Origin of the sequence: Levilactobacillus wangkuiensis (assembly GCF_016861605.1) — a bacterium.
Lineage (GTDB): Bacteria > Bacillota > Bacilli > Lactobacillales > Lactobacillaceae > Levilactobacillus > Levilactobacillus wangkuiensis.
In genome coordinates this window covers 12,343-36,119 of sequence record NZ_BOLM01000010.1, presented here as the reverse complement: position 1 = coordinate 36,119, position 23,777 = coordinate 12,343, and the positions used below count along the sequence as shown (strand labels likewise).

Here is a 23,777-nt window from a genome sequence, read left to right as displayed (position 1 = left end):
CAATCGTTAAATGAAGGGGGAATTTCTAATGAAACTTGTTTTAGGTATCCTGATTGGGATCCTCTGGTTGTTTGCGATTGGACTAGCCTTTATGGCAGCCACCGGTGCCGGGAGTTACTGGTCATTTTTGATCCTATTTGTCTTGGCCCTGATCAGCACCATTGATTGGTGGCGGCTGGACCGCTAGGCAACTGAAAATTGCAATTGAAAAGCAGGTGATGGCAGCGGCCGTTACCTGTTTTTTCGTGCAAAAAAAGCTTGACCCAAGAAAACTCGGGTCAAGCTTCGGGTTATTTATTCTGGAGCGTATTGTGCGTGGGTAGCAGAATGCCAGCCTCACGAATCGCCTTGAGATAGGCGGTTAGAAAGGCGGCCTGTAACCCAAATTGGCTGCCACTCTTGGCAACGAGATTGACCTGATAAACCAGTTCACCGGTTGGTAACGTGACCACACCGGTGATGACGGGTTCGCCGACCACGCTGGGATGTTCCGGCAACAGGCGGTCGTTTGTAGCATGAATAATAGCGGGTAACTTTTCGACCGGTGTCGTTGGGGCGATGGGAATATTGATGGTCGCGTGCATGTCGTTACGCGAGCGGTTGGCCACGATGGTGATGTTGCGATTGGGGATGAAGTTGACGGTTCCATCCGCCTCGGTGACCTGCGTGGTGCGCAAGCCCATGGCGGAAACGGTCCCGGTGATCAGCCCAATTTTAACCGTGTCGCCCACGTCAAATTGTTGTTCCATCAGGATGGAAATCCCGGTGACCAAGTCGCTGACAAAGCCCTGGGCACCCAGGCCTAAAGCCAAACTGAAGATTCCGGCACCGGCGACCAACGTCCCGACCGGCACGCCCAAAGTGGAGAGCATGGCGTAGGCCCAGAAGAAGATGATGGTGTAGTGAAACAGGTTCATCGTCAGCATGCTGATGGTCTGCAGGCGATTGGTAGGGCCGTCCTTAGGCACCAGGTAGCGTTTGAAACTTCGGTTGAGAATCCACCGGCCGACCACGTTGATTACGAAAAACAACAGGGTGAGGAAGAGGAGACTCAGAAAGCGACTGGTGATCAGGTGCAGCACCTTTTCCCAGTCGAAAGTATTTAAATAATGTTGCAGCCACTTGGAAGAGGTGGCTGTGGTAGTTACTAGGTCCGTCACGAGACGAGCCCTCCTTTTCAATAATTTTTTGATTTTACGGGTTAAACGTGGTCCTGACATCGCCTCCGGGCTGGTGAAAATAGGCCGTGACGCTGTGGGCGAACGCCCGGAGCCAAAGGGCGGTCTCCGCGCTTACTTTGAGCCGAAGACCATGTCTCAAAGATATCAGTTGCCTAAGCGGTAAACCGCTAAGGCAACTCCCACGGCTGAGCCTATTTTCACCAGCCCTGCGGTTGACACGGATTTAGCCCGTCAATAAATTTCTTGTGGTGTTGGTTGCTAACTGGTTATAGTTGAACAGGATACTCATTAGTGAGGAGTATTGAGTAAACACCAGTTTACATAATGTAAAAGAAACTGATTAGTTGTCCGATTTGGTTGGTCAGCCATTGGTTAATGACAGCAATTGAAGCATAGCTGATGAGTTAGTGAATCAATTAGGGTTAGTTGTTAATACAGTGTTAATCGCCCGAGGTGGGTAAAAATGAGTCGGACCGGTCAGTGTTAGTGACCAGAGGTGGGTCAAAATGCCCAGCTGTGTCGGTGGTCTTGGCTGGGGTTATTTCCCAGCCTAGCCCACGGGACAACCTTTGCGACCGTTTCTCAGGCGCAAAGTTGAGGTGGAAGCCCGCTCTTTGGCTGGAACCGGCCCCATAGCAGGGCGTTTTGAACCCGCCGCCGGGAACGGACAGACCCGCCACAGCGTCACGGCTCAATTTTCAACCTCCCGGAGGCGAATGATAAAGATCTAACCCAAGATTCAGCGCTATCCCATATTTTACTAGTCTTGACGAATAAAACCAATCGAATTCGGGGTTTTAATTGCGTGTAAGCGCTGAGAATGCTATTCTATTGGTAAGTAACGAGCACAAGGAGGGGTTGTCATGACCGGTGGACAAGTAGCGGGCCTAATCGCGGCGATTGCGTTTTTGATTTTGGTTCTCTTCATTGGCATGTTCTTAGTAAAGATGAATAAAACGTTGGGTGAGGTGAATCGCTCGATGAAGACGATGACTTCGGACGTGGACGTAATCAGCCACCAAGCCGAGGACATCATGGCAAATGCCAACGAACTTTTGGAAGACGTGAACAAGAAGGTTGCGACCATTGATCCCGTTTTCCAAGCTGCCGCTGATTTGGGTGAAAGTGTTTCTGATTTAAACACCGCCACTCGTAATTTAACCGACCGGGTAAGTGAGACCGCCAAAACGACGGCTAAGACATCACTGGCTGCCCGCGCTGGCAAGACCGTGTTTGATTTATACAAGAACCGCAGAAACAAAGAATAGTTGCTTACGGAAAGGGAGTCATGAAGATGGCAAAACACAAGTTATTAGCAGGATTGGTACTGGGTGGCGCAGCCTATGCGGCTTACCACGCCCTCGACTTGGAACAACGCGAAGCCTTAAAGGATGCCGCTCGTGACCGGTACAACGCCTTCAAGGACCGCGCTGTCGACTACGCATTTTACGCAGCCGATGCCGCCGACGACTTCAAGGAAGCCTTAGACGACCGGTTGGCCGGTAAAAACGATGCGCCAGCTTGGCGGAACACGGATGCCGATGAAACGGCCGAAGATGAAGACGACGATATCGTCTTAAGCAGCGACCAGGTTCCTGATTTACCTAGCGAAGACGCCGATGCCGCTGATGAAGCCGACAACGACGAAACACCCGCTAGCGATGAACCAACGGCGGACAAGCCCGTTTAATTTAAACAAAGACTAGTTAGGAGTTGCGACTGCGGTCGTGGCTCTTTTTATTTTGCCGGTGAAAAGAAAAAGTTCCCGCCATTTTCAAACATGAAAGGCGAGAACTTAAGGATTAATCATTTAATTACCCAACGTAAGTTAATTCTTTAGAGGTGTGGGTGAATGGTAAGCTGCCATCGGCGGTGACGTGAACACAGTCTTCGATCCGGACGCCGGCGACACCTGGGATGTAGATACCAGGTTCGATGGAGAAGCACATGCCGGGTTCGAGGACCAGGTCGTTGCCTTCCATGATGGATGGGAATTCATGATCGCTCATGCCCATCCCGTGGCCCAACCGGTGAATGAAGTATTCGCCGTAGCCGGCCTTGGTGATGATGTCGCGGGCAATCTTGTCGAGTTCAGCGGCGGTCATGCCAGGTTTAACGGCGGCTTGGGCGGTCAATTGGGCTTCCAAACAAACGTCGTAGATTTCCAGCTCTTTGGCCGTCGGGGTGCCTAAAGCAACCGTCCGGGACGCATCGGAAATGTAGCCATCGTAGACGGTTCCCAGGTCAAACAGGACCAGTTCGTTGTTTTGGAACTTGGTGTCGTTGGTGGCACCATGGGGTTCTGCGGCGTGGGCGCCGGCTTGTACCAGGCTACCGAAGGACATTTCCATAATGCCTTCTTGCATCAAGGCGTATTGGAGTTCGGCAACGGCGGATTGTTCCGTCTTGCCGGCCTTAACTGCGGCAAAGCCGTGTTCAAAGGCGAAGTCGTCCCACTTACCGGCGATTTCCAACTTCTTGATTTCTTCGGCTGACTTGATCAAACGCATGCGTTCGATGAAGCTGGTGATATCCAGGTCGAATTTAGGATTGTCGAATTGGGCAGCCAAGGCTTCCATCCGGGCAACCTGAAGTTGACCCTTTTCCAACGCGATGTGATCGGGGTTGACGTGGCGTTGCTTGACTTGAGCGGCAATCATTGCCCAGGGGTTCTCGTGGTCCAAGTAACCAACGACGGGGAACTGCCAGTCGGTTGCCTTAATCACTTCGACCTCTAAGGCTGGTGCGAAGATGAATGGGTCTTGGTCTGGAAAAATGACCAGGGCTAATACCCGTTCAATCGGGTCACTCCCAAAGCCAGTGAGATACTGGATAGTTTTGGGATTGCTGAGGTAGGTCATACTAGCGTGTTGTTCTGCGGTCCATTGCTGAATTTGTTCGAGTTTAGTCATTCAATCACCCCTTTAAAAGATGTGTTAATTATAGCATAAGCTAGAGACTAGTTGCACTTGTGAAAAGGACTGCCACGTCCCGTAAAACTCTCGGTAGAAATTAGACCGGTATCGCGCGCAAAATGCTGGTGTATCAGGGAAAGACGATGTTGGTATAATTGAAATTATATAACGGAAAATGAAAATTAACTATTTCTCATAATTCAAGCGAATAAGGTCGGATTAATTTTTTATCACCCGCTAATTGATTTTGTTTTCTGTAAACGGCTTAACAACGCGGTTAAAGTGACCTATAGTAAACAATATCAGGGCCAAAGATTCTACCGTATGGGGAGATGTGCCTTGAAAATTGGATGAAATTAAGGTATTCTTTGATATGAAAGCGTTTTCAATGTTGCGTCCCTGATTGACTTTCTGTATACTGGTCAAGTTGCTTGAAAACGAATGAAAACAAACCAAAACAAGGAAGAAAGGGCTATCGCTATGGAAAAACAAACAGTTACAATTTACGATGTGGCACGAGAAGCGGCGGTCTCCATGGCCACCGTCTCGCGGGTCGTCAATGGAAATCCCAACGTCAAGCCAGCTACACGAAAGAAAGTGCTTGAGGTCATTGACCGTCTTGACTACCGGCCAAATGCCGTTGCACGAGGCTTAGCAAGTAAGAAGACCACGACGGTTGGGGTCATCATCCCGGACGTCACCAACATCTACTTCTCATCACTGGCACGAGGTATCGATGATATTGCCATGATGTACAAGTACAACATTATCTTGACCAACTCCGATGAAAACGGCGGCAAGGAAGTTCAAGTGCTGAACACCTTGATGGCTAAGCAAGTTGATGGCATCATTTTCATGGGTAACCAGGTGACCGATGAGCTTCGCGAAGAATTCAAGCGTTCTAAAGCGCCAGTTGTCTTAGCTGGTTCCGTGGATTCTGAAAAGGCGCAACCCAGTGTCAACATCGACTATGTAGCCGCTGTGGCGGAAGCCGTTAAGAATTTGATCGATCACGGCAATGAAAAGATTGCCTTCGTTTCCGGCTCCATGGACCAAGCTATCAACCACGACTACCGGTTGAAAGGCTACAAGAAGGCCCTGAAGGACGCAGGGATTGCTTACGATGACAAGTTGGTCTTTGAAACGGACTACACGTACAAGGCGGGCCAATCACTCGAACCAGCCTTGAGCGCAGTGGGTGCCACGGCTGCCTTTGTTGGCGACGACGAACTGGCCGCTGGTGTGATGAACGGGTTAACTGACGCCGGCATCGACGTTCCTGGTGAATTTGAAGTCATCACCAGCAACGATACGAAGCTGACCGAATTGGTTCGGCCTAAGATGAGTTCTATCACGCAACCATTGTACGATATTGGTGCTGTTGCCATGCGTCTGTTGACGAAACTGATGAACAACGAAACTGTTGAAGAGAACACCGTTATCTTGCCTTACGGGTTAATGAAGCGGAGTTCGACTAAATAAGCGTCATGAAAAGGTTCCGGAATCCGTTTCCAGAACCTTTTCATATACATAATTTTGTCTTTCGTGAAAACTGTGCCAGAACACGGATAGGACCGTTCCCGGCGGCGGGCTCAAGCCGGCCTGCTATGGGGTCGGTTCCAGCCGAGGAGCGGGCTTCCACCTCAACTTTGTGCCTGATAAGCGGTCACAAAGGTTGTCCCGTAGGCTAGGCTGGGAAAGAACCCCAGCTAAGACCACCGACGCAGCTGGCCATCTTGACCCGCCTCTGGTCACTGATACTGACCGTATTGGCGCAGTTTCACTAGCTTTGTGGCAGGGAATAGTTTTACCGCAATATTATTGGTGGTTGAGGCCAGTTACTGTTGAGACTCAAGTTGCTGAGTGTTTATCGATGGGGTTATATTAGCCGCAGGAGGCCAGAAACGTAGCCAGCTGTGTCGATGGTGTTAGCTGAGTGAATTTTCTCAGCTTAGTCCACGGGACGACCTTTGAGACTGGTGGTTTTCCAGGCTTAAAGGCGAGCTGGAAGACCGTTTCTCAGGCTGGAAGCGTTCCCCACAGCAGGCGGAGTTCCTAGAAGCCGGAGGCGGACAGCCCCATCGATGGTGCAGGGGAACAATTATGTAAGATTTCGCCCAATTAAGCTGCTCTTAACCAATCTGAAATTTAGATGTGCTACAATGATAAGCAAATCATATTGGGTAACGGGAGGTGGTTCTTATGAGTGAAAACAGTCGCATGGCGCGCTACCACTCAGATGAAGAACCGGAACCACAACAAGCACCACAAACAATTGAAACGTATCAACGGCGCCCAGCCTTGGCCCGGTGGGTGGCTTTTCTAATCTTATTATTGACGGTCAGCGCGGGTCTAAAACTCACCGTGTTTAACGCCAATTATACGGCGGGTGTGGTGTCACGGTCGTCGGTTGGTGAAAAAGTCATCAATCACGTCAATGATGATCTGCAAAACCTGGGTGTCTCCGGGGCGCCGGTCACGTCTAGCTTGATGCAACCGTACTTGGCCATGGGCGTTGCCAAGCTCTACGGGGAAACGGCCGATACGTCGGTCGACACCACGGACCTGTCCGCCGCCATCAGCACGCAGGCTCAGGCCATGGGGGTAACCGCGACGGCGGGGATGACCACGGCCATCGCTAAGCAGGCGAAAAAACGGGCCCAGGCGGCGTTTAGCACGTCTGCCATGTCCCGGGCTGCTATTCAGGTGCAACGGGCTAAGAAGATTAATTTCGCGGTCCTCCTGGGGAGCATCCTGCTACTGATCGTCACGTTCTTCTATGCCTTCAGTGTGCATCACGTGTTTGCGAGCCTGGGTTCCGGCATGACGGTGGGTGGCATACTGACGGGCTTGGTCGGTGTTGGCAGTTACTTCTTCTTGCCATACGTGGTCACCAGTACCAGTAAAACGGCTGCGAACCTGCTGATCACGATTGGCCGCAGTGGTCTCGGCGTCATTATTTTCGCCGGTGTGGCGGAAATCGTGATTGGCTTGGTTGTCATGCTGGGTCACCGAACATTTAGAAAAGAATAATCATTGGTTGAGGAGCTGGGTGAAAACCGTAGCTCCTTTTGTTTTGCACCAAAAAGGTGTTTAGCGATGATCCGTAGGCTGGACTCGTTGCTGAATGCCTTTTTATTTGCCAAATTTTTACTGAAAACGATGTACCCCATGTTGAATTGGTTAATCGGTGATTCTTTTAATTAGATTGACCTTTATTTAAATTATTAGTTGACGGGCACAATTCTTGGGAATAGAATATGAATAACTTTAATGTATAAATAAAAAGAACCACCAAACAAATGGCTATCTAACGGCGTTTAAAAAACGATTTGGCGCCACAAATTAAGATTAGTAGTATTGATTGATTTGGACGTTAAAATATCAGGGCAGCATGTTGACCAAGAAATTGGATAGATGTTCAGTGGGAGTGGCCATCCCCGCCTCAAGAGGAGTAAGGAATCGTGCAAGAGAAAAAACATTACAAGATGTACAAGGATGGGAAACATTGGGTTGTCGCAGCTGTGACCGTTGCTGCCATGGGACTAGGAACCATGATTGGTCAAGGCACAGTGGCCCACGCCGAGACGGCCTCGACAGGGGCGGACAGTAGTCAAACGGCAACCGGAACGCAAACGACGACCGGAACGACCACAATTTTGAAGACCAGTGGGGCGGCTAAAGAGAGTTCAGTAGAGAACGAGTTGCCACAGGGAACTGAGACGACTGGTGAGAAAGACACCGATGCGGCCAGCTCTGATCAGGGGACTAAAGAGACGACAAACGAGACTGAAACTGCAGATGAGTCAGGCTCAGATGCTGGTACTGGGGTAGATTCAGCTACAGGTAAAGATTCAGATTCAAATTCAGATACAAGTAAAGATGCAAATTCAGATGCAGATAAGCAAACGACCGATACCGATTCACTGGTAGCGGCCAAGGAAACGTCTGACACCAAGGTAGTTGCGGACGAATCAGCCCAGAATGGTGTTAGTGAAAAGTCTGACGGAAGCACGGTGACTAACGCGCAATCAAACCAGACGACTGACGACCAGGCATCCGGTTCAGATAAGAAGGAAACTGATGTCGACCAAATCAAGCAAGACGTATTGGACGTCAACGATTTAGAAGACGCTAAGGTATCTGATCTAGCAGGTTCATTACTGCAAATACCAGCTGGTAAATTTGGGATGCTGAAGGCCATGAATCTTTCAGCCGAGGTGCCAACGACTGATGCGAGTTTTGTGTACACCTACAATGACGATGGAACTGCGACCCTGGATGGGGTTGCCAGTGTGGTTAATTCGGCCACACTGACGATTCCTGGGACCACGGTTAATGCGGAGAATAAGCAGACTTATGCCGTTACTGCCATTGCCAGTGGCGCCTTTGCCAGCAGCACAGGACGGACGGCTAATGTGTCAACCGTTGTGATTAGTGATGGTATCAAGAGTATTGGGACTAATGCATTTGCTTACCTGAAAAATCTGCAGGTGGTTGATCTTAGTGAAAATCACTCTTTGGAAACGATTGGTGATCGGGCGTTTGTTGGTACTGGTGTGACGTCCTTAACGTTACCGGAGACAGTGACTAGTATTGGCGACAGTGCGTTTACGTATGATAACTTGACGGCACTTGATTTAAGCCAAGCCACGCAGCTACAAACGATTGGCAGCGAAGCCTTCTTGGGCAGCAAAATTGATTCCTTAGTCTTGCCTGACAGCGTAACGACTATTGGTGATAAAGCTTTTCAGTACAACAGTAATTTGACAAGTGTAAAGCTCTCGCAAAGTTTGACCAAGATTGGGGATTCTGCTTTTGCCAATGATGGTCAGCTTGCAGATGTGGACCTTTCCGTGGCACCAAATTTAGCTAGCATTGGGCAAAGTGCGTTTGCCGGCGCTAAGATTACTAGTCTCAACCTTAATGGTGTGACGATTGGGGCCGGGGCCTTTGAGAATAACCAAGATTTGACCACGGTAACCTTGGGTTCTAACGTGACAGAAATTGGGGAGTCGGCATTTAATGGCGATAAGAATTTAACAACGCTGAACATTCCGAGCGACAGTCAGTTAACCACCATTGATGCCAGCGCCTTTTATGGGACCGGGTTAACGGCTGTGCACTTCCCAGCGACGCTGACTTCGATTGGGACCGCAGCCTTTGAGTCAAACACAAATCTGGCTGACATCACGTTTGACGGTCAGACAGCGAACGACGACCTCATTATTGGGGATGACGCGTTTGCTTATGACGGGCATATTGTGAACCTGAATTTGCCAGCGAACTTGGTGAAGATTGGTAAGGAAGCCTTTGCTGCGGACAATTTAAAGGATGCCACTGGAAACACGATTGGTGGGCTGAAAACGGTGACCTTTGCCGATGACAGTCGACTGACAACTGTGGGCGACAGTGCGTTTGTTTATGACACGGTTTTGGAAGATATTACTTTGCCAGATAGCGTGACGACGATTGGTGCGCAAGCCTTCTTAGCCAATTCGGCGCTGAAGAGTTTCACCTTGCCAGCGAGTCTCCAAAGTATTGGCAATAACGCTTTTACCTATGATGATGGGCTCAAGACGGTAGACACTAGTAAGGCAAACCAGCTTGAAGAAATTGGTGATGGGGCTTTTGAGTATTCTGGGATCACAGACTCTGGTCAAACGGACGCCGATGGCAATCCAATTTTTGTGATGCCAACCAACACACAGAAGATTGGGAACTATGCGTTTGCCGGAAGTCATATCAAGGAAGTCAGCTTTAATGATGGCCTTCAGACAATTGGCAACAATGCATTTAGCTACAATGAGCTGGATGGCAGCCTCAATTTGCCAAATTCAGTGACAATTGTGGGGGCGAAAGCCTTCTATGGGAATCAAATACAAGATGTCAAGGTGCCGTTAACGGCGAAAGTTGGCGACAGCGCGTTTGACTACAACCGGATTACGAAACTGACAGCCAGTACGAATAGCACGCATATTGCTCAAAATCAGTATGCCGCTTACTTTGGCAAGTCTGCGGATGTGACCATCGATACGTTGTTTGATACACATGTTGGTAATTTAACGAACAAGAATTTAGTAGTGTCGTCGATTACAAATGGGGTCACCTATAATCAAACGGATGGGACGTTCACTGTTCCCAAGGGGACGGCTGGTTTTAAATTCAACTGGTCCTTGCCGGGCACAAATGGCACCAATATTTATGCCGGCGCCTATCAAGTCGTTTTGAATGACCCAGACATTAAGGTCGTAGACGGTCAGGCTTGGTACAAAGATAACTGGACGCCAGCGGATAACTTTATGAGTGCAGTGAAGCCGGATGGAACGAATATGGCACTTGGGGACTTGGATGTTTCCATTACGAATAGTGAGGGAGACACTGTAGATGCCGACAAGGTGACGCAAACACCTGGTGTGTATAAGGTGACGTATAGTGATGGCGGTAGCGATGCCCAAACAATTACCTTAACCGTTGTCAAACGGACAGCCTCGTTCACGTTGGAAGGCAATCAAACCGTTCAGTATACGGGGGCAACACCAATATTGATAGGAAGCAGTTTTCAAATTGATATGCCTGATGGCCTAATCTACGCCATCAAGGACGATGATGTAGAAATTGTTCCAGACGGAACGCTAACTGATTCAGCAGAAAATACAAGTGCAAGCACTGCACCCAATGTTGGAAAGTACAAAGTTATTCTAAAGGCAGAGGCTATCCAGCGGGTAATGGGTGAGGCAGATGCAACAGATCTTTTTGCCTGGACGGAAAATCCTTCAGAGGCAACGTTGACCATCACGCCAGCCAAGGTAACCGTAGCTGTTAAAGGTGATCAGATTGACGGCACTACGCAGTTAACTAAGGTTGCCGGAACCGTTGATCCAGCACTAACATTTGTAGTGACAGCCGACGATGACGAAACGCAAACGCCGCTGACCAACTTTCCCTTGACCATTGGCTATACTCGGGAACTGGGTGAGACTGTTGGAGTATATAAATACGTGCCATCTGTTCAAGGCACTGACGCGGTATCTGCGTCTAACTTTGACGTCACCTACCTGCCGGCAACGTTAAAAATTGTAGCGGCACCAGTCACGGTGTCTGGTAAGGAATACACCATGACGGTGGGGGATGCGATGCCAACGGCCGCAGACTTCGGTGCCACGGGGACGGATGAAAATGCCCAAGCCGTGTCGGCTGATAAAATTGCCGTGGATTTGAGTAAGGCTGACCTCACCAAGGCCGGCGATTATGAAGTTACGCTCAGCTATGGTGGAAAGACATTCCTAGTCACTTTACACGTTAATGCAGCCGCAACCGGCGGCGATACCGGCAATTCTGGCAATCAGACTGACCCGGACACAGGCAATGGCGGTACGACGACTGAGCCAACCACACCGACGAAGCCGGTTAAACCAACCACGCCGGTAAAGCCGACGAAACCAGCAAAGCCGACAAAACCAGTAACGCCAACGACACCTGTGATGCCAGCAAAGCCGATCCCTGGTCAGAGTGGTGCTCAGTATATTGTCAGCGAATCGGGGGCACATGAAAATGTCTCCGCTGGGACGTCTGGAGAACACGATGTGCAACAGTTCTTGGTGAAATCCGGTGGGGCAGCTGCCATGGTTCAAATGGCAGACGAAACGCCAACGGCTAGTCACCAGACTGCAGCGAAACGGTTAGCTAAGGCAACCATGGCAACCGCGCCAGAAACTACCAAGCGGAACCAAGGCACGACCGCAACGTCAACCACTGACCAACTGGCAGCTACTAAACTGCCGCAGACGGGCGACGCGCAAACCCCATGGTGGGCCTTGTTAGGCACCCTACTAGGTGGATTGAGCCTGGTCGGTTGGCAACGAAAGCGTCATGACTAAACCACGTTAGAAGATGCTAAATTTAAAGCAACGCCTCATCAGAGAAACTCAGCCAGATTAACCGCTGAATTCTCTGATGGGGCGTTTTTGCGTTCACTGTCAGGCAAGTTGCCGATTCTTCTTGATTGAAAAAGTGACAGGTTCCACTGGCGCCTCCTGATTTTCTAATTTTGTTTGGTTGTTCACATTGATTTGTCATTTTGAACAATCATGTCGGGAAATTTAAGTAGGTAAAGAGATGACGCCGTCGATGATTTTGATAGCCAGAATTATAAAGATTGATTTATCAAGGGATAGGCGATAGTTTAGGCGAGAACCGTTTCAGGCATGAACTAAGGGCAAAGAGAATTTGAAACAGCTGGCCAGAGAAAGAATAATGTGCAAATCATATTTTAGTGAAAGAACAGATTAATTGAATTTTAATAGTCAACAAAAATACTGATACAATGCGACTCAAGACTATTATTTCATTTAATAATATGCTATAGTAACGCCATATAACAAAGCAAAAAGTAGACACAATGTCCTAAAATTAAGCTGTATTTACACAACGATTAGTTGCAAGCCAAGAGCGCTAACTAGGAGCCTAAGTGGCGGCTTGTTTACCCGTGAGTGAGGCCTTTCAATCATGGGGTTAGGGACTATTGCGTCGAAATAAGTTTCAAATGAACAGTCGTTAGGGATTTATAAAGTTGAGGAAAATGATTAGTGACTTGGTAAGGCTTAGAGCCTAACTTGATTTCACAAGTGGGGTTTAGTTGCACTCATTGATTGAGGCGCTAATATGCTAAGTAAGAGATTAACTAGCCGGTCATTTAGTTGTTGATAGACAGGCTTTGGGGGACAAGGGACTCCAACGGTGAGAGGGGTAAACAACGATGCAAACAAAACAACATTACAAGATGTACAAGGATGGCAAGCACTGGGTCTTCGCAGCGATTACGGTCGTGGCGGTCGGCCTGGGAACCCTGGTTGGACAAGAGACAGCTCATGCGGACACCGACACGACTAGCGGGGACAGCGTGAGTCAACAGAGTTCAGGTACGGGGAGTTTGACGGATAAGGTCGTGCCTATTGCCAATCCAACGAGCGACGCTGAAAATGCAAGCGCTGCCGTGGCGGGTACGGTTACGGAGAACGATGATGCAAGCGAAAATGGCGCCGAAGCGGGTGCTGGGACCGGGACTGAAACGGAGTCGTCAGTGGACAATGGCGACACTACTGGCAGCGAATCGGCAAGTGGTGCTGGACAGGAAAACGGTAAAACCGGTAGCCAGGATGATGATCAGTCGACTTCAAATGAAGAAACCACGCCCACTAATACGGAAAATGGTCAGCAATCCCCAAAGGATACCGGTGAGGGATCAACTGGGACCGGGACTGAAACGGAGACACCAACTTCTGACGAAAGCAATCAAGAAAAATCGAATGACCAGTCGGTTTCAGGGACTGGGTCAGACAACGATGCCACGAATAGTAATCAAAAATCTGACCAGTCCGGCGACACACCAGTTCAACCAGTATCCGCGGTCAGTTTTTCAGCGACCCAAATGGCGCGGGTAGCCTTACCAGCGACGGATCAAAGCAATTTTCTGTTTGGCTATGATGATGACACTGGGACGGCGACACTGCTGACGCTGAATAACCAGGTGCTATCGGGCACAGTTGTGATTCCAACGACTGTAACCAATGGCGGTAAGACCTACAACGTCACGGCTATTGGGGATGGTGCCTTCTACAACCAACCAGACCTAACGAAGAACATCACGGGCTTGGTGATTGGGGACGGCATCACGTCGATTGGGAACTACGCATTTGGGTACCTGAACAGTATCAAGGTCGTTGATTTAAGTGAGAATCACACGTTAACGAACATTGGTGAAGGGGCCTTTCTCAGTAGCAGTATCACCGACCTGGTCTTACCCGCAACCGTGAAAACAATTGGGACCAGCGCCTTTGAATACAATACCCAATTGGCCAACGTCGACTTCAGTCAGGCGACCCAGTTAGAAAGTATTGGCGATTTGGCCTTTGCTGGGGATGAGTCCTTAACGAGCTTAAACATCCCAACACTAACTACTATGGGAACGGCGGCCTTTGCCGGCACGACGAGCCTTAAGAGTCTGACCTTGGGTGATGGCGTCTTACAAATTGGTGATAACGCTTTTTCAAGTTACCAAAGTGGCGATGTCAGCTTTGACCCCGACACGGCGCTGACTTCGGTCGACTTTGGCAACGGCCTGCAAACGATTGGCAACTACGCCTTCACGTACGATGGCGGCATCACCACGCTGAACCTGCCGGCGAGTCTGACCAGTATCGGTGACTACGCATTCGGGGCCATGACGACCAAGGACGCTACGGGCAGCACGGCCGGCGGTTTGACCACGGTCAACTTTGCCGATTGCAGCCAGTTGACCACGATTGGCAACTCGGCGTTCATTTACGACACCGTGCTGGCCAACATCACCTTACCCGCCAGCTTAGAGACCATTGGTGACCAAGCCTTCCTGGCGAATTCTTCGCTGAAAAGTATCAAATTACCTGCCAGCCTGGTTACGATTGGGGCTAATGCCTTTACCTACGATTCTAAATTAACGTCCGTGGACACCAGTGAAGCCACGGCACTCACCACGATTAAGAGTGGCGCGTTTGAATACGCTGGTCTGACAGGGAACTTGACCCTGCCACCAGCCTTAACGACCATCGGCGACCTGGCCTTTGCCGGGAACCGTTTGGAATCATTGACAGTCAATGCGAACCTCACGACGATTGGCACGAGCGCCTTCACCTACAACGCCTTGGGCGGCCAGCTGGACCTCAGTAACCCGGTGCTCACCACGATTGGCAAGCAGGCGTTCTTCGGCAATCAACTGGCGGGCGTTCAGGTGGCAACGTCGACAAAGGTCGGTGCCAATGCGTTTGACTACAACCGGTTGACCAGCCTGACCGCCGCTGGTGACATGGCGATTCTGGCACAAAACCAGACGGCCACCATTTTCACGAGTAAGGCTAAATTAAATTCAATCGATGATCTATTTGATGTTGCGGTGGGTGACCTCAAAAACACTGATTTAACCTTGACCAAGTTGTCTAACGGCGTGACCTACAGCAATGGCAAATTTACCATTCCAGATAGTGTGGAGAATTTCACGTTTGCTTGGACACTGACCGACAGTACCGGCGCCACCTACACCGGGAATTACCAAGTTGTCTTGAATGACCCGAAGATTCAAGTGGCCAACTCGACGGTTTGGTACGGCGATGGCTGGCAACCAACGGACAACGTGGTTAGCGCCGTGATGACCGATGGTACGCCAATTGAGGCAGACAAACTGGGAATCGCGATTACCGATGCCAAGGGAAACACTGTTCAGCCCGATCAAGTGACGCAAAACGCCGGCGTCTACAACGTGACCTACAGCTACGAAGGCGTCGACTCTGCGACCGCCCAGGTGACCGTTATCAAACGGGAAGCCAGCTACAGTCTGTCCGGCAACGCCACCGTCACGTATACCGGTCAAGCGCCCGTCTTTGACGCGTCGCAGTACACGTTGACGTTGTCCGATGGGTTCGTGTACACCTTGAAGAGCGGCGACTTGATCGTCACACCATCCGGCGAAACCAGCACGTCTAAATTTAACGGCAAGACCTCAGCCCTGACGGCGGCCTCACTGCCAAACGTGGGGACGTACCAGGTCAGCCTCGACCCGGACGCCATTGCCCGGGTTCAAGCGGAAGCCCCCGCCAGTGATTACTACGACTGGACCGACAATGGGACTGACGCGACGCTGACCATCGTGGCGGCACCACTGACGGTCAACGTGGCCAGTGCCACCAAGGAAGCCGGCACCGCCGATCCAACGCCTGTGTTTACGGTGACCGATAGCAAGGGCGATGCGATGACGACGTCCGGCCTGCAGGTGACGCGGGTACCCGGTGAAACGGCCGGTGACTACGCTTACCTGCTGGATACCAGCCAGTTGGACGCAAACTATACAGCAGCTAACGTCACCCTTGGCAAATTGACCATTAACCCGGTGGCAGCAACGTTGACCGGGAGTGACTACACCATGCAGGTCAACGGCACTGCGCCAACGCTCGCTGACTTTAAGGCCGCGGCAACGGATACCAATGCGTTGCCGGTCGCGGACAGTGAACTGACCCTGGATATGGGGGATGCGGACACGACCAAGGTTGGTGACTACACCGTGACGTTGCACTACGGTGACTTGACCAAGACGGTCACGCTCCACGTCGTTGCCCCAACCACGGGCGGCGGTGGCGGTACCACGGATCCCGGTAACGGGGGTGACCCAGATATCACGGACCCAACCGATCCGACCGACCCAACTGATCCCGTCAAGCCCGTTGATCCGGCCAAGCCGACCGACCCCGACGATGTGCACAAGGTCATTAGTGACCAGGGTGTTCATAAGAAGGGGGCCGGCGCAACCCTCAACGTGCAGGCTAGAAAGAGTGCCCAGAAGACACTTAGCCGCTACAACGGCGGCGTTGGGGCAGCCATCACCGGTGACCCAGTGACGGGGACCCTGCACCATGGTGGGGATGGCGCTTTGATTATGCCAACAACCACTAAAATCGCTAAGAAGTCGGCCACACAGCCGGTTGTCGCACCTGTCACGAAGGCAACGTTGCCACAGACCAACGAGGCCCCGACAACCTGGTGGGCAGCCTTAGGCGTCTTGTTAGGCGGCCTTGGCCTTGCGGGATTGCGGAAACGTCGTCATGAATAAAGTAAGTTAGTCGTTATCACGAAAAAGAGGACCGTCTGCGAGACTAAATCGTGGACGGTCCTCTTTGACTTACTTTTGTGAAATTAAAACTAGACAGAAAAAATGCTCGCCGGCACACGTCGACGAGCATTTTTAAGTCGCTATTTACATCAGAATCTTGGATAAGAAGTCTTGTGCCCGTTCCGTTTGCGGATTACTGAAGAAGTCGTCCGGGGTACTGTTTTCTTGAATGTAGCCATCGGCCATGAACCAGACGCGGTCGGCCACGGACTTGGCAAAGCCCATTTCGTGGGTGACCACGACCATCGTCATGCCTTGTTCGGCTAGTTGTTGCATAACGCTCAACACTTCACCGACCATTTCGGGGTCCAAGGCAGAGGTTGGCTCATCAAACAGCATAACCTTGGGATCCATGGCCAGGGACCGCGCGATGGCAACCCGTTGTGCTTGTCCACCGGAGAGGCTGGCAGGGAAGGCGTCGGCGTGGTCGTCTAAGTTGACCTGCTTGAGGAGTTCGTGGGCTCGCTTGGTCGCCGTGGCGTCGTCCATGTGCTTGACCTTCATCGGAGCCAGCTTGATGTTTTCAAGGACGGTCATGTTGGGGAAGAGGTTGAAGCTTTGGAAAACCATCCCCATTTGTTCCCGTAACTCGTTGACCCGCTTGGTATCCAGGGTCGTCAGGTTTTCACCGGCGAAGTCGACCTCACCAGAAGTGGGCGTCTCCAGCAGGTTCAAGCACCGCAGGAAGGTGGATTTCCCACTACCTGAAGGACCAATGACGACGATGACTTGGCCAGGGGTGACTTGTTCCGTAATATCTTTTAAGACTTGGTTTTTGCCAAAGTTCTTGGCGAGATCTTTAACCTCAATAATTGGTTTAGTCATGTTGCATTCTCCTTTCGAAGTAGTTCAGAATCCGAGAAGCCGTGAATGTCAGGATGAAGTAGAGCACCATGATGACGGCGATTGGGGCAACCCCCCGGTAAGTGTCAGAACGCACAATGTTGCTTTGGAAGATCAGTTCGGAGACCCCAATGATGGAGACGATGGAACTGTCCTTGATCAGGGTGATAAATTCGTTCCCCAGTGATGGCCAGATGTTCTTTAGGGCTTGTGGTAAAACGACGTAGCGTAAGGTGGCACCACTGGACATCCCCAGGCTACGAGCAGCTTCCGTTTGACCGTTGTCCACGGAGTTGATTCCCCCACGGATGTATTCGGCCACGTAAGCCCCAGAGTTCAGGGAGATGGCGATGATCCCGGAAGTTAAGGCGGGGAGGTTAACGATGAGTCCCAAACCGAAGTAAACGAACATGACTTGGACCATCATTGGCGTGCCCCGGATAAATTCAACGTAGGCCGTGGCTAACCACCGTAGGGCCGTCTTGAAGACGCCGCCCCGGTCCATCCGTGCCAGGGATAAGAGCACCCCTAAGATAAACCCGAAGAAAACGGAGCAGACGGTGATGATCAAGGTGTATTCAACCCCAGTCAGGAAGGCCTTCCAGTAATGGAACATGCTGGTGTTAACCGTGTTGGTCTTTAAGTATTTCCCAGCGGCGGGCAGGTAAGTCTTGTTGACGAGGTTCTGCTTTTTAATTTGGTCAACGGACTTGTTGGCCTTGTTGACTAAAGCCGTGGAGCCCTTAGCAAAGGCAACGGAAGCACTGGTATCCGAAGCACTTAAATTAAAGTCACTGGGGATAGCGGCGAGTTCCTTGTTGTTGGCCACGTAGGCTTGTGCAGAAGGCTTTTCCATGGCGACCCCTTGGATTTTGTGGCTTTGCAGCGCCAGGATCAGGTCGGATACGGAGGTCATCCCTTTGACGGTCGTGCCACTGGTTTGCTTCTTGGATTCGTTGTACATGGTGGAGCCGGTTTGGGCCCCAATGGTCTTGCCAACGAAGGAATCCTTGTTCTTATAGATTCCCTTGTCACTCTTGTTGATGACGATGCTGTACCCACCTTGGTAGTAGGTGTGGGTGAAGTCCACGTTTTTCCGCCGAGCGGGCGTAGGGTTCATCCCGGAGATAACCATGTCGACTTTCCCCGTTTGCAGGGCGACTAATAAGGAATCAAACGACATCGACTTTACGACGAGCTTGACGCCCATGTCCTTAGCAATCTTTTGGCCGACGGCAACGTCCATGCCGACAATCTTGGTCTTGCCGTGAACGGTTGCCTGGAATTCATAAGGGGGATAATCGGGCGAGGTCCCCATGACCAGCGTCCCCTTCTTCTCAATCTTTGTCAGTGAGTTGTCGGTGGCAGCGTTCGCCGTCGTGGTTAGGGCGGTGAAGCCGGTGACCAGCGCCAACAGCAGAGCAAAGAATAATACCAATCTCTTCTTCATATAAAGGCTCCTCAATATTTTTTGATGTTGCTAACGAGTATAGCAGGACTCGATTATTTATACAAGAATTATTTTGAAAAAGGTGGTTTTATACATAATCTATTCTTTTATGAATTATGAAAACACTGTTTTAAAGAGAAAGGGTGCTAACGTTTATACATTTTTTGTTGTATAGATAAATAGTGAGCTTGCCAATTGAATGAAAGCGGAGTAAGTGCTAATATGAACAGTGTCTGTTTTATACGGATATATAAAACTTTAGAAAAGAGGAGTTACGATGTCAGGACATTCTAAATGGCATAACATCCAGGGCCGGAAAAATGCTCAGGATGCAAAACGTGGAAAAATCTTCCAAAAAATCTCACGTGATTTGTACCAAGCTGCAAAAGCAGGTGGTCCTGATCCCGACGGTAACCCTCAACTTCGTTTGGAAATGGACAAAGCGCGGGCAGCTAACATGCCTAAGGACAACATCAAGCGGGCTTTAGATAAGGCCTCTGGTGTTGGTGGCGCTAAGTTCGAAGAAATCACCTACGAAGGCTACGGTCCAGCCGGGACAGCAATCATGGTTGCTGCCTTAACGGATAACAAGAACCGGACGGCTGCGGCTGTTCGTTCTGCCTTCACGCACCATGGTGGTGCATTGGGTGCAGCCGGTTCCGTTTCATACATGTTTGATCGTAAGGGTTACATTGTTATCTTGCGTGATGGCTTGGATACGGATGAAGACACGATGTTGATGGATGCTTTAGACGCCGGGGCAGATGACATGCAGACCACGGACGACGAGTTCAAGATCTTCACGGATCCACAAAGTGAAATCAGTGCCCGTGATGCATTACAGGCCAAGGGCTACAAGCTGGACACCGCTGAAGTGCGGATGTTCCCACAAAACACGACCGAAGTACCAGAAGCTAAGGCTCCGCAATACCAAGGTTTGATTGAAGAACTCGAAGACAACGACGATGTTTCTGATATTTATGAAGCAGCCGTATTGCCTGAAAGTGTTGAATAGATTTTTTTAGAAATAACGTTCACTTCGGTGGGCGTTATTTTTTTTGCCCTTTTTTTCAAAAATAAAAAACATTTGGCGATTGATTACGGAGTTAACTTAAAAGGACTTGGAGGTGGCACAACTTGATAGAGGACCTGATTCAAAAACTCATTGCCGCAGCGGTAACCCAACACGCCAGTGATATTTACGTCTTATCCCACGAAACGGGGTATCAGATTCGGTTGCGACAGGCACTGGAACTCGTCGTGTGGCAAACGGTGACGCTAGCGGTGGGGATGCAGATTATGACGTATTTTAAATTTCACGCCAACATGGCCGTTAGTGAACGGCGGCGGCCCCAAGTCGGGGCACTGACCTGGCCGGGCCCCGTGCCGGTTGAGCTCCGCTTTTCGACCGTGGGGGACTACGCCAACCAGGAATCTTTGGTGATTCGGGTCATCTACCCCTATGCGGCCACTCGGACGGCTTATTTAGTGCCGCCGCAACAGGGACAACTCGTGACCCTGGCCCAGCGGCGGGGGTTAATGTTGTTTGCCGGGCCAACTGGGGCGGGGAAGACCACGACCATGTATACGACGGCGAGTGGTTTGGATCAACGCGCCGTGGTGCTGACCGTGGAGGATCCGGTGGAAATCAAGGAGCCCCGGTTTATTCAGCTACAGGTCAATGAACCGGCGGGGATGAGCTACGATGCACTGATCAAGGTGGGCTTACGGCACCGCCCTGACGCCTTTATTATTGGGGAGATTCGCGACCAACAGACGGCCCAGGCGGCGGTTCGTGCGGCACTGAGTGGGCATCTAGTCCTGAGCACGGTGCACGCGCAAACGGCGGCCGGAACTGTTAGTCGGTTGGCGGACTTGGGGATTGCCCCGAACCAGCTTCGGCAGGTGTTGACGGCGGCGTGTTACCAACGGTTAATCCCCAAGCAGGATGGTACCCCGGCCGTCCTATTGGATATTGTGACCGGGCCCGCTCTATGGCAAACAACCACGACAACCACGGAAAGGTGGCGAGAAACACTTGAAAACGCAGCAGCAACCCAACTTATTAGCCCGGCTACGGCGGCTAAATTTCGGGCGGGCTAGGTGGTCGCTAGCGACCCAGGCCCGGTTCTGCCAATTGCTCGCCGACCAACTGGCGAGCGGCTTTTCACTGAAGCAGGCCGTGACCTTCTTACGGACAGTTGGTGGGGAGTTTCCAGCAAGTTTGGCAACTCTCGAGCAAGCCTTACTAGCAGGGGCCGACCTGGTCCCCCTGTTAGCGCCGTACCTGCAACCCAACGTCTACTTTCAATTACAAGTGACCACGACCTATGGCGAGCTGGCACCGGCGTTACGGGAGGCGGCCGAACTTTTACGGTTGATGGCGACCCAGCGGCAACGACTTCGGCAATTGTTAGCGTACCCGCTAGGCCTATTTGTCAGCATGGCTGGGTTGTTTCTAACGCTACAGGTGGGGATTCTCCCCCAGCTGCAACAGGGCCTGGCGCCGACTAAATCGCTCCCCTTTGGCTGGCAACAGTACGGCTGGCTGGGTGGTGGCCTCATCTTGGTTCTGGCACTAGTCAGTGCCGGACGGTGGTGGATGCGTCAACCGAGCCTGCGCCTGGCAAGCCTGTATCTGCGCGTCCCATTTATCGGCCGCATCTGTCGGACCTACTATGCGTACTATTTAACGGCCAACCTCGGTCAGCTGGTACAGAGTGGGCTGAGTGTCAAACAGATGATAGTGGTGCTCCAACACCTGCCGGAACGGGCCTTGCTTCATCAACTGGCCTACCGGCTGGAACACCAGCTGGCCGGTGGGCAATCGCCAGTTGGCTGGTTAAAGGAACAAGCATTTATCCCGGCACAGGTGTTGGTCTTTCTACAAAAGGGGAGCACCAGTGCCCAACTGGCCCGGGAACTTCGAGCGTTCAGCACGCTTCAGTACCGGGAACTGGTGCGCCGGACGGAACGGGGCTTGGCTTTGGTCCAACCGATTCTACTGGGCGTCGTAGCCATCCTGATTGTTGGCGCCTATCTGAGTCTCTTGTTACCGATGTATCAAAACTTACAGGGGGTCTACAATGACTAACGTGCGGCACGGCTTTACGCTGGTGGAAATGACTATCGTGCTCTTCATTATTTCCTTATTGATCTTAATTATCCTGCCCAACCTGAATAATCAGCGGCAGCGTGCCAATCAGATTCACGGGAATGCCATGACCACGGTCGTTCAGGGCCAGGTCACAGCCTATCTGGATGATCATCCGGTCAAGGACGCCCAGCAACCACGTGTAACCTATCAAATGCTACAGAGCGGTAAATACCTGACTGTCCAACAGGTTGAACGGGCCGAGCAGGAACGTATTCAGATTAAAGGGGACCAGGCCATTGCCCAGAAGTAGGGGCTTTACCCTATACGAAATGCTGATTGTGCTGGTCATCGTTTCGGGACTCACGGTATTGGTCACGTTTCAAGGGCAGCGCCACCAACGGTTGTTGGCGGAACGCGCCTTCTGGCCCTCCTGGCAACGGATGTGGACGGCAGGCCGGCAAACCGCCATCCATCGCCAAGAAGTGGTGGGCATTCGAGTGAACACAGCACAACACCTGATAACGCTCAGCACCATCAAGGGTCACCAGGTTCTGGGGCGGCTAAGGATTCCGTCAACCCTACAATTGCGTGATCCGGACACGGCTTGGACCATTCGGCCTTCCGGTGCCTCTACAGCGTTACGAATGGAATGGTACAGTACGGCGAGCCATAACTGGATTTATCAAACGTTTCAATTGGGAGGAGCGATTTTTTATGTGGAAACCACGGCAACGCGTCGACCGCCACGGGTGGGTGCTACCTGATGCCTTGTTGGCCTTAACGGTGGTGTGCTTGGCGGTGACTCTGACCACGGATTTCTTACAGACCACCCATCATTTAGAGCAGCAGCGACAGGTCAGATTAGAGACGGCGCGTCGGTCCCATGACCGGGCCTTACAGGACTGGTTGGACCAGCAGTGAGGCGCCACACGGGATTCACCCTAATTGAAACGGTCGTGGCGTTGGCGATTGCGGCGGGGATGTTTGTCCTGGCGACCGGTACGGAGCAAACGTTCTTGCGGCCACTGCGCCACGACCCGGTTGCCTGGTATCAGGTGGTTCAGCTCCTCGAACAGCCGGGCCGCTACCGGTTCGCGGCGGCCAATGATGACGTGCTCACCATTTACGACCAGCGGCAGGCCGATAAGCCAGTGAGGCTGTCAGTTGACCGTAAACAAGTCTTGAAGCTGACCAACGCCCGGTTTCGGGGGTACGACCCCCTGCTTCGCCAGGTCACGGCCATTCATTGGCAGAATCTGGGCAAGGGGGTGGTGCGGCTACGACTCAAACAGGAGGGATTACCTTGGCAGACCACACTCGTCGATTTGCGCGGCACCACGGGTTCCTGACGCTCTGGGCACTCTTTTTCTTGGCCAGTGTCAGCCTGCTTTTGAGCGTCGTGGGAGTTGGGCTAGCGGCCCGCCGGGAGACGACCAATCAGCTGGTGCGCGACTACAGTCAGTCGACCCAAAAGATTGTGCACCAGACCCGACAGCTCGTTAAAAAGAGGGCCCAAGCCCAACGTCACCAGCCGGCCAAAGCGGATTCGCCGCAAAGATTGCTTGAATAAAGGGTAAAAAATCGGTAGTATAGA

Annotated in this window: 19 protein-coding genes; 15 read left to right on the top strand and 4 right to left on the bottom strand. The window is 51.4% G+C overall.

The features are described 5' to 3' along the window. Positions 1-28 precede the first annotated feature (28 nt). Entirely contained in the window at positions 29-187 is a 159-nt protein-coding gene (locus tag JUF13_RS08745; protein WP_203639234.1) for a hypothetical protein, read from the top strand. Between the two features lie 103 nt (positions 188-290). Here JUF13_RS08745 and JUF13_RS08740 read toward each other — a convergent pair whose 3' ends face one another. Then, the gene (locus JUF13_RS08740; RefSeq protein WP_203639232.1) at positions 291-1,160 is read right to left on the bottom strand and encodes a mechanosensitive ion channel family protein; all 870 of its coding nucleotides are present in this window, start codon (positions 1,158-1,160) and stop codon (positions 291-293) included. Between the two features lie 884 nt (positions 1,161-2,044). Here JUF13_RS08740 and JUF13_RS08735 point away from each other — a divergent pair. Together JUF13_RS08735 and JUF13_RS08730 are read left to right on the top strand one after the other, a co-directional pair. After that, positions 2,045-2,449, top strand: a complete 405-nt coding sequence (locus JUF13_RS08735) for a DUF948 domain-containing protein (RefSeq protein ID WP_203639230.1) — start codon at positions 2,045-2,047, stop codon at positions 2,447-2,449. 26 nt (positions 2,450-2,475) lie between these two features. Then, on the top strand, positions 2,476-2,871 hold the full coding sequence (locus JUF13_RS08730; protein ID WP_125765763.1) for a hypothetical protein: 396 nt from the start codon (positions 2,476-2,478) through the stop codon (positions 2,869-2,871). 124 nt (positions 2,872-2,995) lie between these two features. Here the strand turns inward: JUF13_RS08730 and JUF13_RS08725 are convergent, their stop codons facing one another. Then, positions 2,996-4,093 carry a M24 family metallopeptidase gene (locus JUF13_RS08725; protein WP_203639228.1) on the bottom strand — a complete coding sequence of 366 codons (1,098 nt, stop codon included), beginning with the start codon at positions 4,091-4,093 and terminating at the stop codon, positions 2,996-2,998. Positions 4,094-4,576: 483 nt separating this feature from the next. Here JUF13_RS08725 and ccpA point away from each other — a divergent pair, with 483 nt between their 5' ends. The 4 genes from ccpA (at position 4,577) to JUF13_RS08705 (ending at position 16,733) form a co-directional block, all read left to right on the top strand. Continuing rightward, entirely contained in the window at positions 4,577-5,578 is a 1,002-nt protein-coding gene (gene ccpA / locus JUF13_RS08720; RefSeq protein WP_125765765.1) for a catabolite control protein A, read from the top strand. A gap of 720 nt (positions 5,579-6,298) precedes the next feature. Next, positions 6,299-7,129 carry a hypothetical protein gene (locus JUF13_RS08715; protein ID WP_203639226.1) on the top strand — a complete coding sequence of 277 codons (831 nt, stop codon included), beginning with the start codon at positions 6,299-6,301 and terminating at the stop codon, positions 7,127-7,129. Between the two features lie 431 nt (positions 7,130-7,560). Beyond that, positions 7,561-11,976 (top strand): leucine-rich repeat protein, encoded by a 4,416-nt coding sequence (locus JUF13_RS08710; RefSeq protein ID WP_203639224.1) that lies wholly within the window; start codon positions 7,561-7,563, stop codon positions 11,974-11,976. A gap of 878 nt (positions 11,977-12,854) precedes the next feature. Beyond that, positions 12,855-16,733 carry a leucine-rich repeat protein gene (locus tag JUF13_RS08705; protein ID WP_203639223.1) on the top strand — a complete coding sequence of 1,293 codons (3,879 nt, stop codon included), beginning with the start codon at positions 12,855-12,857 and terminating at the stop codon, positions 16,731-16,733. A 144-nt stretch (positions 16,734-16,877) separates the two neighbouring features. On the opposite strand, the gene JUF13_RS08700 is transcribed toward JUF13_RS08705, so the two are convergent. Together JUF13_RS08700 and JUF13_RS08695 are read right to left on the bottom strand one after the other, a co-directional pair. Beyond that, positions 16,878-17,618, bottom strand: a complete 741-nt coding sequence (locus JUF13_RS08700; RefSeq protein WP_308439867.1) for an amino acid ABC transporter ATP-binding protein — start codon at positions 17,616-17,618, stop codon at positions 16,878-16,880. Further along, complete coding sequence (locus JUF13_RS08695) at positions 17,611-19,086, bottom strand: ABC transporter substrate-binding protein/permease (protein WP_203639222.1); 1,476 nt, start codon at positions 19,084-19,086, stop codon at positions 17,611-17,613. Before JUF13_RS08695 ends, JUF13_RS08700 begins: the two co-directional genes overlap by 8 nt. Before the next feature lie 277 nt (positions 19,087-19,363). Between JUF13_RS08695 and JUF13_RS08690 the strand changes: the two genes are divergently transcribed. From JUF13_RS08690 to JUF13_RS08655, 8 genes are all read left to right on the top strand, one after another. Beyond that, positions 19,364-20,101 (top strand): YebC/PmpR family DNA-binding transcriptional regulator, encoded by a 738-nt coding sequence (locus JUF13_RS08690; RefSeq protein ID WP_125765772.1) that lies wholly within the window; start codon positions 19,364-19,366, stop codon positions 20,099-20,101. Between the two features lie 122 nt (positions 20,102-20,223). After that, positions 20,224-21,189 carry a competence type IV pilus ATPase ComGA gene (comGA, locus tag JUF13_RS08685; RefSeq protein ID WP_203639221.1) on the top strand — a complete coding sequence of 322 codons (966 nt, stop codon included), beginning with the start codon at positions 20,224-20,226 and terminating at the stop codon, positions 21,187-21,189. Next, complete coding sequence (locus JUF13_RS08680; protein ID WP_203639220.1) at positions 21,125-22,180, top strand: type II secretion system F family protein; 1,056 nt, start codon at positions 21,125-21,127, stop codon at positions 22,178-22,180. Before comGA ends, JUF13_RS08680 begins: the two co-directional genes overlap by 65 nt. After that, positions 22,173-22,493: a prepilin-type N-terminal cleavage/methylation domain-containing protein gene (locus tag JUF13_RS08675; protein ID WP_203639219.1), complete on the top strand. Its 321-nt coding sequence runs from the start codon at positions 22,173-22,175 to the stop codon at positions 22,491-22,493. The genes JUF13_RS08680 and JUF13_RS08675 overlap by 8 nt, the downstream gene beginning before the upstream one ends. After that, on the top strand, positions 22,480-22,947 hold the full coding sequence (locus JUF13_RS08670; RefSeq protein ID WP_203639218.1) for a type II secretion system protein: 468 nt from the start codon (positions 22,480-22,482) through the stop codon (positions 22,945-22,947). The genes JUF13_RS08675 and JUF13_RS08670 overlap by 14 nt, the downstream gene beginning before the upstream one ends. Continuing rightward, positions 22,898-23,104, top strand: coding sequence for a hypothetical protein (locus JUF13_RS08665; protein ID WP_203639216.1), 207 nt, complete (start codon positions 22,898-22,900; stop codon positions 23,102-23,104). Before JUF13_RS08670 ends, JUF13_RS08665 begins: the two co-directional genes overlap by 50 nt. Next, positions 23,101-23,532 carry a prepilin-type N-terminal cleavage/methylation domain-containing protein gene (locus JUF13_RS08660; RefSeq protein ID WP_203639214.1) on the top strand — a complete coding sequence of 144 codons (432 nt, stop codon included), beginning with the start codon at positions 23,101-23,103 and terminating at the stop codon, positions 23,530-23,532. The genes JUF13_RS08665 and JUF13_RS08660 overlap by 4 nt, the downstream gene beginning before the upstream one ends. Continuing rightward, the gene (locus JUF13_RS08655; RefSeq protein WP_203639212.1) at positions 23,487-23,753 is read left to right on the top strand and encodes a hypothetical protein; all 267 of its coding nucleotides are present in this window, start codon (positions 23,487-23,489) and stop codon (positions 23,751-23,753) included. The genes JUF13_RS08660 and JUF13_RS08655 overlap by 46 nt, the downstream gene beginning before the upstream one ends. Positions 23,754-23,777: the final 24 nt, after the last annotated feature.

What these genes read in the sequence shown, in the direction of transcription:
- JUF13_RS08665 (WP_203639216.1), top strand. Translation starts at nt 22,898, where the DNA reads ATGTGGAAACCACGGCAACGCGTCGACCGCCACGGGTGGGTGCTACCT.
- JUF13_RS08715 (WP_203639226.1), top strand. Translation starts at nt 6,299, where the DNA reads ATGAGTGAAAACAGTCGCATGGCGCGCTACCACTCAGATGAAGAACCG.
- JUF13_RS08690 (WP_125765772.1), top strand. Translation starts at nt 19,364, where the DNA reads ATGTCAGGACATTCTAAATGGCATAACATCCAGGGCCGGAAAAATGCT.
- JUF13_RS08700 (WP_308439867.1), bottom strand. Translation starts at nt 17,618, where the DNA reads ATGACTAAACCAATTATTGAGGTTAAAGATCTCGCCAAGAACTTTGGC.
- JUF13_RS08730 (WP_125765763.1), top strand. Translation starts at nt 2,476, where the DNA reads ATGGCAAAACACAAGTTATTAGCAGGATTGGTACTGGGTGGCGCAGCC.
- JUF13_RS08735 (WP_203639230.1), top strand. Translation starts at nt 2,045, where the DNA reads ATGACCGGTGGACAAGTAGCGGGCCTAATCGCGGCGATTGCGTTTTTG.
- ccpA (WP_125765765.1), top strand. Translation starts at nt 4,577, where the DNA reads ATGGAAAAACAAACAGTTACAATTTACGATGTGGCACGAGAAGCGGCG.
- JUF13_RS08745 (WP_203639234.1), top strand. Translation starts at nt 29, where the DNA reads ATGAAACTTGTTTTAGGTATCCTGATTGGGATCCTCTGGTTGTTTGCG.
- JUF13_RS08695 (WP_203639222.1), bottom strand. Translation starts at nt 19,086, where the DNA reads ATGAAGAAGAGATTGGTATTATTCTTTGCTCTGCTGTTGGCGCTGGTC.
- JUF13_RS08675 (WP_203639219.1), top strand. Translation starts at nt 22,173, where the DNA reads ATGACTAACGTGCGGCACGGCTTTACGCTGGTGGAAATGACTATCGTG.
- JUF13_RS08705 (WP_203639223.1), top strand. Translation starts at nt 12,855, where the DNA reads ATGCAAACAAAACAACATTACAAGATGTACAAGGATGGCAAGCACTGG.
- JUF13_RS08725 (WP_203639228.1), bottom strand. Translation starts at nt 4,093, where the DNA reads ATGACTAAACTCGAACAAATTCAGCAATGGACCGCAGAACAACACGCT.